The organism is Pseudomonas sp. GL-RE-29, from assembly GCF_019947275.1.
Classification (GTDB): domain Bacteria; phylum Pseudomonadota; class Gammaproteobacteria; order Pseudomonadales; family Pseudomonadaceae; genus Aquipseudomonas; species Aquipseudomonas fluorescens_A.
The window spans coordinates 46,253-54,726 of record NZ_JAGYGD010000041.1; the positions used below are offsets into that span (position 1 = coordinate 46,253).

Annotated in this window: 11 protein-coding genes; 5 read left to right on the forward strand and 6 right to left on the reverse strand. The window is 59.2% G+C overall.

Features of this window, described 5'->3' with window-relative positions:
* Positions 1 to 100: 100 nt before the first annotated feature.
* Together KGB21_RS25795 and KGB21_RS25800 are read left to right on the forward strand one after the other, a co-directional pair.
* A complete protein-coding gene (locus tag KGB21_RS25795; RefSeq protein WP_223507120.1) occupies positions 101 to 628 on the forward strand; it encodes a DUF3087 domain-containing protein in 528 nt (175 codons plus the stop codon).
* Positions 629 to 665: 37 nt separating this feature from the next.
* Positions 666 to 2,219 (forward strand): sensor domain-containing diguanylate cyclase, encoded by a 1,554-nt coding sequence (locus KGB21_RS25800; protein ID WP_223507121.1) that lies wholly within the window; start codon positions 666 to 668, stop codon positions 2,217 to 2,219.
* A 10-nt stretch (positions 2,220 to 2,229) separates the two neighbouring features.
* Here KGB21_RS25800 and KGB21_RS25805 read toward each other — a convergent pair whose 3' ends face one another.
* Complete coding sequence (locus KGB21_RS25805; protein WP_223507122.1) at positions 2,230 to 3,147, reverse strand: LysR family transcriptional regulator; 918 nt, start codon at positions 3,145 to 3,147, stop codon at positions 2,230 to 2,232.
* A gap of 96 nt (positions 3,148 to 3,243) precedes the next feature.
* Complete coding sequence (locus tag KGB21_RS25810) at positions 3,244 to 3,606, reverse strand: DUF2784 domain-containing protein (RefSeq protein WP_223507123.1); 363 nt, start codon at positions 3,604 to 3,606, stop codon at positions 3,244 to 3,246.
* 150 nt (positions 3,607 to 3,756) lie between these two features.
* On the opposite strand from KGB21_RS25810, the gene KGB21_RS25815 reads away from it, so the two are divergent.
* The 3 genes from KGB21_RS25815 to KGB21_RS25825 all read left to right on the forward strand — a co-directional run bounded on the left by KGB21_RS25815 (position 3,757) and on the right by KGB21_RS25825 (position 4,988).
* Positions 3,757 to 4,455, forward strand: coding sequence for an AzlC family ABC transporter permease (locus KGB21_RS25815; RefSeq protein ID WP_223507124.1), 699 nt, complete (start codon positions 3,757 to 3,759; stop codon positions 4,453 to 4,455).
* Positions 4,455 to 4,766, forward strand: a complete 312-nt coding sequence (locus KGB21_RS25820; protein ID WP_172668705.1) for an AzlD domain-containing protein — start codon at positions 4,455 to 4,457, stop codon at positions 4,764 to 4,766. Before KGB21_RS25815 ends, KGB21_RS25820 begins: the two co-directional genes overlap by 1 nt.
* A gap of 66 nt (positions 4,767 to 4,832) precedes the next feature.
* Positions 4,833 to 4,988, forward strand: a complete 156-nt coding sequence (locus KGB21_RS25825) for a hypothetical protein (protein ID WP_223507125.1) — start codon at positions 4,833 to 4,835, stop codon at positions 4,986 to 4,988.
* Between the two features lie 119 nt (positions 4,989 to 5,107).
* Here the strand turns inward: KGB21_RS25825 and KGB21_RS25830 are convergent, their stop codons facing one another.
* The 4 genes from KGB21_RS25830 to KGB21_RS25845 all read right to left on the reverse strand — a co-directional run bounded on the left by KGB21_RS25830 (position 5,108) and on the right by KGB21_RS25845 (position 8,258).
* On the reverse strand, positions 5,108 to 5,377 hold the full coding sequence (locus KGB21_RS25830; protein ID WP_034150705.1) for a hypothetical protein: 270 nt from the start codon (positions 5,375 to 5,377) through the stop codon (positions 5,108 to 5,110).
* Positions 5,378 to 5,648: 271 nt separating this feature from the next.
* Positions 5,649 to 6,329 (reverse strand): SOS response-associated peptidase family protein, encoded by a 681-nt coding sequence (locus KGB21_RS25835; RefSeq protein ID WP_223507126.1) that lies wholly within the window; start codon positions 6,327 to 6,329, stop codon positions 5,649 to 5,651.
* A gap of 375 nt (positions 6,330 to 6,704) precedes the next feature.
* Complete coding sequence (locus KGB21_RS25840) at positions 6,705 to 7,418, reverse strand: ABC transporter ATP-binding protein (RefSeq protein WP_223507127.1); 714 nt, start codon at positions 7,416 to 7,418, stop codon at positions 6,705 to 6,707.
* A gap of 3 nt (positions 7,419 to 7,421) precedes the next feature.
* The gene (locus tag KGB21_RS25845; protein ID WP_223507128.1) at positions 7,422 to 8,258 is read right to left on the reverse strand and encodes an ABC transporter permease; all 837 of its coding nucleotides are present in this window, start codon (positions 8,256 to 8,258) and stop codon (positions 7,422 to 7,424) included.
* Between the last annotated feature and the right edge of the window lie 216 nt (positions 8,259 to 8,474).

Consider the following 8,474-nt stretch of genomic DNA (forward strand, 5'->3'; position numbering starts at 1 on the left):
GACCCCAGCATAGCTAAATCCCGCTCAGAGGCGATAATGCTCCGCGCTCTTTTTAACCGGCGAGCCTTTTTTTTCATTGAAGCCAAGGAATCCCGACGTCATGTTCGAAATCCAGCCGATGAACGCCGACACCTATCGGCAACAGACGCGACGCAGCACGGTGATTATCGCGTTGATCTTCCTGGCCCTGGCGATGGCGTTGTCCACCGCGGCGGTGGCGATATTCGGCGAGCCTGGCGGGGACAATCTAAGGTTCAACATTGGTGGTGTGTTTGCGGCGGTGCTGCTGATGGCGGCGCTGATGCGCAAGCTGTTCTGGACCCAGGACTGGATGGCCCCGGCGGTCTACAGTTGGCAACTCAAGCGCAGCCTGATGAGCATCACCAACGTCATGCACCACGTCACCACTGGGGTTGAGGCGGGCGATCCGACCGCCATGAAGCTGCTACGGTTCTATCATCTGGGGTTGAACCAAATGCATCAACTGGATGGTAATTCCAGCGATCACGGCCAATTGAGCCGGGAAATGGAGCAACACCGGGCGCGGATGGAGGCGCTGGGCATGGACACTGAACAGACACGATTGGACCCGGCCTGGATTGAAACCGTGAAGCTGGCATCGCGGTAGCCGCCGGAACCTTTCACACGAGTTCAAGGAGCGAAGCATGGGCAACCCGTCCATTTACGAGCGTATCGAAAGCAACCGGTCGGGCATTGCCCGGCTCAAGGTGCGCTCGGTCGTGACCCTCATGGTCGCGGTGTGCTTGTCGATGACGGCGATGGTGATCTGGGAAGCCTGGAGTTCGCGCCAGTACCATCTGCGTGACAAGGAAGTGGCGATGTCCAACCTTGCGCAGACGTTGGCCTCGCAAGCGCAAGCATCGATCAAGCAAGCAGATACGCTGCTGTTTGCCTTGGTCGATCGCCTCGAAAACGACGGTATGAATCAGGACAGGCTGCATCGCCTTCAGCGCTTGCTCAGCGCGCAGCGCAATGAGCTGAGCCAGATCCATGGCTTGTTCATTTATGACGAAACCGGGCAGTGGATCGCCAACTCCAACGGCGCCGAAGTGGGCGTTGCCAACAATTCCGACCGCGAGTATTTCATTTTCCACCGCGATCACCCCGACCGCGGGCCACACATTGGGCCGTCGATCAAAAGTCGTTCCAGTGGCGAGTGGATCATGACCGTGTCGCGCCGGATCAATCATCCGGACGGCAGTTTCGCCGGCGTGGCGCTTGCAACGATTTATCTCAGCCACTTCCTGCAACTCTACGACAGCATCGACATGGGCCATAACGGCGTGATCAACCTGATTGCCGACGATGGCAGCATCATTGTGCGTCGCCCATTCAATGAGGCGGACATCGGGGTCAGCCTGGCGAACAGTCCGTTGTTCACCCAATTACTGCCCAACGCCAGTGCGGGAACGGCCACGATCCGGTCCGTCATTGATGGAGTCGAGCGCGTGGTGGGTTATCGGCGGGTCGAGGGTTATCCGTTGATCTCTTTTGCCGCTCTCAACAAGGACGAGGTGCTGGTCGGTTGGCGCAAGCAGTCATTGCTCAGTGCCGCTATCGTCGCGTTGCTGCTGGGCTTTTTGGGTGTGCTTGGCTATCGCCTGATCAAGTTGATGAAGCAGCAGAATCGTGTCCAGGGCGAGTTGCTCGACTCCCAGGAAAAGCTGCTTGAGCTCAATCGCAATCTGGAATTGCTGGCGCTGGAGGACGCGCTCACCGGGTTGGCCAACCGGCGCCAGTTCGACCTGTTCATCCACGCGGAAATGGGGCGCTCGCGCCGCAACATGACTGGCCTGGCGCTGCTGATGATCGATGTCGACCATTTCAAGGCGTTCAACGATTTCTACGGTCACCTGGCCGGTGATGAGTGTTTGCGCAACATCAGCGCAATCATTACCAGGAATATTCAGCGCCCCGGTGACCTGGCATCCCGCTTTGGTGGCGAAGAGTTTGCCGTGGTGCTACCCGGTACGGACTACGTCGGGGCTTTTCTGGTGGCGGAAAAAATTCGTCGGGCGGTGCAGACGGAAGGCCTTGCGCACAGTAAAAGCCCCGAAGCCGTGGTGACGGTGAGTGTGGGCGTCTGCGGATACGATCCGGCGTCGCAAGCGCGGATCGAGGATTTGATTGGTGCCGCCGACAAGGCGTTATACGTGGCCAAGGCCAGTGGCCGGAACATGAGCGTCATTGCCAATTGAGTGCGGGAGTTCAAACAAACTGATCGATGCCCTCGACCAGCCGGGTGGACAGGTACGATTGCTTGAGTTTTTCCAGCCACCAGCCCAGCGCTCGGCCGTCATGATCGCCGCGCCAACCGGCGTAAATGATGTTCGGCTCGCGCGGGTCGGCCATCTGCTTTTCAATCAGCGCGCCGTTTTTCAATAACGACCCGACCCGATGCCTCGGCAGCCAGCCCACGCCCAGCCCGTGGCACTGGGCGAGAATTTTTGCGCGCATCGTCGGCACGGCCAGCACCGGTTGCCCACCGGAGACGCCGTAGGTTCGGCCTTCGGTGGTTTTCGACGAGTCGGCCACGACGATCGCCCGGTGCTGCGTCACTGTCGCCCTGGAAATCGGCTCCTTGACCCGGGCCAGCGGATGCTTGGGCGAGACGGCGAACACCCACTGCATTTCCCCCAGTTGCATCCAGCGCAAGGAGGGGATCGCCGGCGGTTCGTTGGTGGCGCCGATCACCAGGTCCGCGCGGCCATCACGCAGGGCGTCCCAGACTCCTTTGAGCACTTCCTGAGTGATGCGCAACGGCACGCCGGACCCCAGCGCATCGAATTCCTCAATCACCGGGATAAAGCTTTCGAATTCCAGCAGTTCATCAGTGACGATCCATAACCGACTCTCCCAACCACTGGCCACTTGCTGCACCCTTTGAGTCAGGCGCGAGACGTCCTGCATCAGCCGCGCCGCTTCATTGACCAGCAACTCGCCTGCCGGGGTGAGCTTCAATCGATAGCGGCGGCGGTCGAACAACAAGGCGTCGAAGCGCTCCTCCAGTTGTCGCGCGGCGTACGACACGGTGGAGGGTGCCTTGCCAAGGTGAGCGGCGGCCCGCGACAGGCTGCCGGTTTCACGGATGGCTTCGAGCAATGCCAGATCTTCCATCGACAGCATGTTCAATCCTCGGGCGGGGGGTGAAGATCAAAAGATCGCAGCCTGCGGCAGCTCCTGCATTGATCGAGTGTAGGAGCTGCCGAAGGCTGCGATCTTTTATGCGGTGCGTTGCCGAATCACCCGAAGATAAACCAACACGTTGACCGCCAGCACCACACCGGCCAAGCCTAGCTGAATGGTCGGTGTCAGCCCGGCCGGGTAAATGATCGGCCACAGGTAATGGTCGATGAAGCCGCCGCCGTAGCCGGTTTGCCCGGCGGCGTGGCGCATGAGGTTTTCCCAGTGGGTCAGCGGGCAGGGCAGATGGAAAAATTCAACTGCCACACCCCATGCGGCAGCGGGCAAGTGCCACCCAATCAGGGCGCGCCATTTGAGCACCAGCAACCCGCCGAACAACACGAACAGGATGAACGCCAGGTGAAACAGCACCAGCCCGTCGGCGGCGATTCGATAGAGCATGTCGACTCCCGGACGCGTCAGGCGAATGACCTCATGGTACGCGGGCTGGAGGTCATCAATCACGCCCGGTTAGCCAATGCGCAAGATTGTTCAAGAAATTCACCGCGACTGCTGGCACAGTCTGTGGTCTTTCCCTGGTTGTAGAGCGTTATGTCCAATTCACATATGCCGCGCAGCGCTTTTCTGCGCGGAGCCGCGGCGATCATGCCGTTGTCCCTGGCGACGGCGCCCTGGGGTTTGCTGGCCGGGTCCATGGCCATCGAAGCCAATCTCACGCCCCTGCAAGGCCAGGGTTTGTCGAGCATCGTGTTTGCCGGTGCCGCGCAACTGGTGGCCATCGGCATGCTCAAGGGCGGGGCGGGAATTTTTTCGATCCTGCTGACCACGTTGCTGCTGACCTCCCAGCATTTGCTCTACGGCATGAGCCTGCGTTCGGTGATTTCTCCGTTGCCGGGTCGCTGGCGGGTGGGCCTGGGCTTTTTGCTCACCGATGAGCTGTTCGCGTTGACCAGTCAACATGACAAACAGCAGTTCAACCGCTGGTATGCCCTGGGCGTCGGCCTGACGTTTTACATCGCCTGGAATCTCTTCACCCTGGCCGGCATCGTGCTGGGCAGCAGCATTCCCGGCCTCGAACACCTGGGCCTGGATTTCTCCATCGCCGCCACCTTCATCGCCCTGATCACCCCGGTGGTGCGCAATGTGCCGACCGTGGTCTGCGTCGCGGTGTCGTTGTTCTGCTCGGTCCTGCTCAGCTACTGGCAGTGGGGCTCGGCGCTGGTGCTGTCGGGGCTGGCGGGGATGACCGCTGGCTTTATCTGCAACAAATTCCAGGGAGCGCGTACATGATGGTCTGGGCGGTGATTTTCGGCATGGGGGCGCTGGTTTTCCTCAATCGCTACGTGTTTCTGGAGCCGCGCCTGCCGGTGCGCCTGAGCAGCAACGCCCGGCAGTTCCTCGGTTTCGCGGTGCCAGGCATGCTCACCGCGATTTGCGGGCCGATTGTATTCATGCCGGACAAACAGCTGAATTTGCAATGGGACAACCCGTACCTGCTCAGTTCGCTGGTGGCCGTGGGCCTCGTGCTTTACACCCGCAATACCTTGCTCAGCATGTTGTTGAGCATGGGGTTTTTCTTTTTGCTGCGATGGTGGCTTTGAGCCGGGCTCGGGAAATTGTTCTACGCTTAAAACCGATGACCGATCCCTTCAGGAAGAGAGGTGAACATGGCAACTGAACAAAAGCATCCGGACCCGGATGAAGACATGGATGAACCGACGGAAGAAGAAATTGAAGCGCAAAAGCGTGCGGAGAAAACGTGGAAGCATGACTACAGCCGGGAGCTGTCGGAGATCGATCAAGACCGACCGCTGAAGCCTTGAACCGCAAACAATGCCCCTATAGGCCTTGCCGCAGGCTGCGATCTTTTGATTTTGTTTTTTAAGATCAAGATCAAAAGATCGCAGCCTGCGGCAGCTCCTACAGGGGGGGTGTGTACCTGTCAGGCGTCGACAAATGAGAAATCAGGATGAGCAGCCCGATAACCCAGGGTTTTGTCGATCCAGGCGTTCAGTTCGTTGACCATCACTGGCGGTTTGCCTGGATAGCCTTCAAGGGTAGAACTCAGGATGTTGTCGATGTTGGGGACTGAACTCAGGTTTCGGGTCTTTATGTAGTGCCCGATATAACAGTCCAGTGGCAAGTGTTCTGTCGACGAAAGATAAACGCACGTCAGACTCACGACTTGATCAATTGTAAAATCGTCGCGCAATTTAGTTTCTCTGCAAGGCTTGTTTTCAGGATTTCCTTAATCATTGACTCTATGGTCAACTGGGTATTGCGATTGGAAATGCGGCGCGCATCCTAGCGGCAGTTGTTGCAAATGTATGCACGATCGCCGGATTGTCTGACAAGCGGTTAGCTCGCAACATTCATCATTTATATAAGTGTTAATTGAGTTAGACAGCCTATGTAACGTTTCTAAGGGCTTCGACTTTAATTAAGTCTTATTTATGCCTGTATTGCTGTGGTTAGTGACAGGTTCAGACAATTTCTTCAACCAATCCCGCCCACTGGTTTCTGGTGTTGCCAACCGCTTTGTCGACCTTGTGCCACTGGAACACATCACTGCTTTCACCCTGCAAAAGCACCATCTGCTCGGCACGCTCCTTGGGGGTGGCCGGGTCCAGCCATTCCCGCGCCAGTTCTGCCGAAAACACCACTGGGCGGCGATCATGAATATCGAGCATCCCGCCTGCGCTGTCGGCGGTGATGATGACAAAGCCGTCATCGTCACGAGGGGCTGCACTGCCCACAGGAAACTGCCCAATCGCCGCACAGAAAATCGGACCGCGGTCACGGCGCCGGATCAGCCAGGGTTGCCGTGTCGAGTCTCCGGCATCGACCCACTCGAACCAGTTGTCGACCGGGCAGATCGCGCGATGTGGCCAGATCGCACGGAAGAACGGGCCGTGGGCGACTTTCTCGACCCGCGCGTTGATCGGCGCCGCGCGATCCTTCGCCCAATGCGGCCGCCAGCCCCAGCGTTGCGAGTCGGCGTGCAGGCCGTCGCTTTCAAGATGCAGCAACGCGAGTTGCGTGGTGGGCGCGGCGTTATAGCGTGCCAACGGTTCATCCCCGACATGGTTGATCAACGCATCGGGAATGCTCAGCACCGCGACGAAATCATGGATGCCTCGATACTGCGACAGTCTTCCGCACATCGACTGATTCCTCCGGTTTGGAGTGTTCAGCATAGATGCTTCTGTAGGAGCCCTGCTTGCCAGCGATGGCGATCTTGCGGGCGCCATCGCTGGCAAGCCAGGCTCCTACGGATTGTAGCGGTGTTCCAAATCCAGGGTCTCACGCTAACCCTGTAGGAGCCTGGCTTGCCGGCGATGGCGATCTTGCGGGCGCTATCGCTGGCAAGCCAGGCTCCTACGGATTGTGGTGGTGTTCCAAATCCAGGGTCTCACGCTAACCCTGTAGGAGCCCGGCTTGCCGGCGATGGCGATCTTGCGGGCGCTATCGCTGGCAAGCCAGGCTCCTACGGATTGTGGCGGTGTTCGGAATTAGCGGATGACCTTGAGCCTGTCAGCTCAAATCACATGCGCCCGCTGCAATTCGGTCAACGACAACGCCTTGAGCTGCGCCAGCAACGGGTCGCGTCTATCACGCGGGTGTGCCAGCTGCACTGCCAGTTCCTGACGAATGCTGCTCGGGCGATTGTCCATCACAAGCACGCGATCGCTGAGGTACAGCGCTTCGTCGACATCGTGAGTCACCAACAGCAGGGCAATGGCGTGACGTTCGGCCAGTTGCAGCAGCAGGTCTTGCAGTTTCATGCGGGTGAACGCGTCTACCGCACTGAACGGTTCGTCGAGCAGCAACACTTGCGGTCGGGAGTAGAGGCCGCGGGCGATGGCCACCCGTTGCGCCATGCCGCCGGATAGCGCCTTGGGCAACGCCTGGGCGAAACCGCCGAGGCCGACTTCCTCGATCAACTGCGCGACCCAGGCCTTGTCGTAGTGGTTGTCGGCACTGAAACCGATGTTTTGCTCGACCGTCAGCCACGGCATCAGGCGCGGTTCCTGGAACACGAAAGCGACTTCACCGGCGTTGCTGCGCAGTTCACCCTGGAAATCTTTTTCCAGCCCGGCGACGATCCGCAGCAAGGTGCTTTTGCCGCAGCCGCTGGGACCGAGCAGGCTGACGGTTTCCTGAGGCTGCAACTGTAAGTGGACGTTGTGGAGGACCGTTGTCGCGGCAAAGGTTTTGCGCTCGACGTGGATGTCCAGCAGGTGTTCGGTCATGGCTCAATCTCCCGCGTTTTGGCCGTTGAAGGTGTCGCGCCAGGCCAGGAAGCGTTTCTCCAGGCTGGCGAGAATGCCGTCGCTGAATTTGCCCAGCAGCGCCAGTACGAGGATTGCCGCCAGCACGATGTCCGGGCGCGAGGTTTCGCGACCGTCACTGAGCAGATAACCCAGGCCTTTAGTTGCGGCGATCAGCTCGGCAGCCACCAGAAACATCCAGGCCAGGCTCATGCCGCTGCGTAATCCGGTGAACAGGCCGGGCAGGGCGGCGGGCAGCAGAATCCGCCGGACCAGGCGACGGCGACTGAAACCGTACATCTGTCCAACCTCCACCAGTTTGCGGTCGATGTCGCGAATCGCCGCGACGCCATTGAGGTACACCGGGAAGAAGGCGCCGATGGCGATCAGGACGATTTTCGAGGTCTCGTCGATGCCCAGCCACAGCAACAACAGCGGCACCCAGGCCAGGCTCGGAATCGAGCGCAGGCCGGCGAATGTCGGCTCCAGCCAGGCTTCGGCCTCACGGCTCAAACCGACCCACGCGGCGAACACCAGGGCCAGACTGGCGCCGATGGCGAAGCCCAGCAATACGCGCAACAGACTGGCGCTGATGTGCTTCCACAATGCGCCTTCGGCGAGGTCGCGCAGGGTCAGGGCAATTTCGCTGGGGGCGGGCATCTGGTAGGACGGCAGCCAACCGATGCGTACGACGAATTCCAGTACGACGATGATCAACAGTGGAAGCGCCAAGCCCTTGAGGCGTAGGCGCCAGGCGTTGTTCAGGCGACGCGGTGCAGGTAATGCCACGAGGGCGGGGAGGGTTTTGCTTTTGCTGGTCATGGGGTTTTCTCCAGACATGACAAGAACAAAAGATCGCAGCCTGCGGCAGCTCCTACATTGGGATATGCATTTCCCTGTAGGAGCTGCCGTGTTGCGGTCGAATTTTTTTAGACCATGATGTAGGAGCGTCGATCTAAGGAAGCATCATGGGTTATCGGGTTGTCACGTCAGAGGAAAAAGCAGAAGCCATTCGCTTGGTTGTGGAGATGCATTACT

Bases quoted from the DNA above. Each gene is read 5' to 3' on its own strand.
- KGB21_RS25820 (WP_172668705.1), top strand. From the start codon at position 4,455: ATGGTCTGGGCGGTGATTTTCGGCATGGGGGCGCTGGTTTTCCTCAAT.
- KGB21_RS25815 (WP_223507124.1), top strand. From the start codon at position 3,757: ATGTCCAATTCACATATGCCGCGCAGCGCTTTTCTGCGCGGAGCCGCG.
- KGB21_RS25825 (WP_223507125.1), top strand. From the start codon at position 4,833: ATGGCAACTGAACAAAAGCATCCGGACCCGGATGAAGACATGGATGAA.
- KGB21_RS25845 (WP_223507128.1), bottom strand. From the start codon at position 8,258: ATGACCAGCAAAAGCAAAACCCTCCCCGCCCTCGTGGCATTACCTGCA.
- KGB21_RS25840 (WP_223507127.1), bottom strand. From the start codon at position 7,418: ATGACCGAACACCTGCTGGACATCCACGTCGAGCGCAAAACCTTTGCC.
- KGB21_RS25810 (WP_223507123.1), bottom strand. From the start codon at position 3,606: ATGCTCTATCGAATCGCCGCCGACGGGCTGGTGCTGTTTCACCTGGCG.
- KGB21_RS25835 (WP_223507126.1), bottom strand. From the start codon at position 6,329: ATGTGCGGAAGACTGTCGCAGTATCGAGGCATCCATGATTTCGTCGCG.
- KGB21_RS25805 (WP_223507122.1), bottom strand. From the start codon at position 3,147: ATGCTGTCGATGGAAGATCTGGCATTGCTCGAAGCCATCCGTGAAACC.
- KGB21_RS25795 (WP_223507120.1), top strand. From the start codon at position 101: ATGTTCGAAATCCAGCCGATGAACGCCGACACCTATCGGCAACAGACG.
- KGB21_RS25800 (WP_223507121.1), top strand. From the start codon at position 666: ATGGGCAACCCGTCCATTTACGAGCGTATCGAAAGCAACCGGTCGGGC.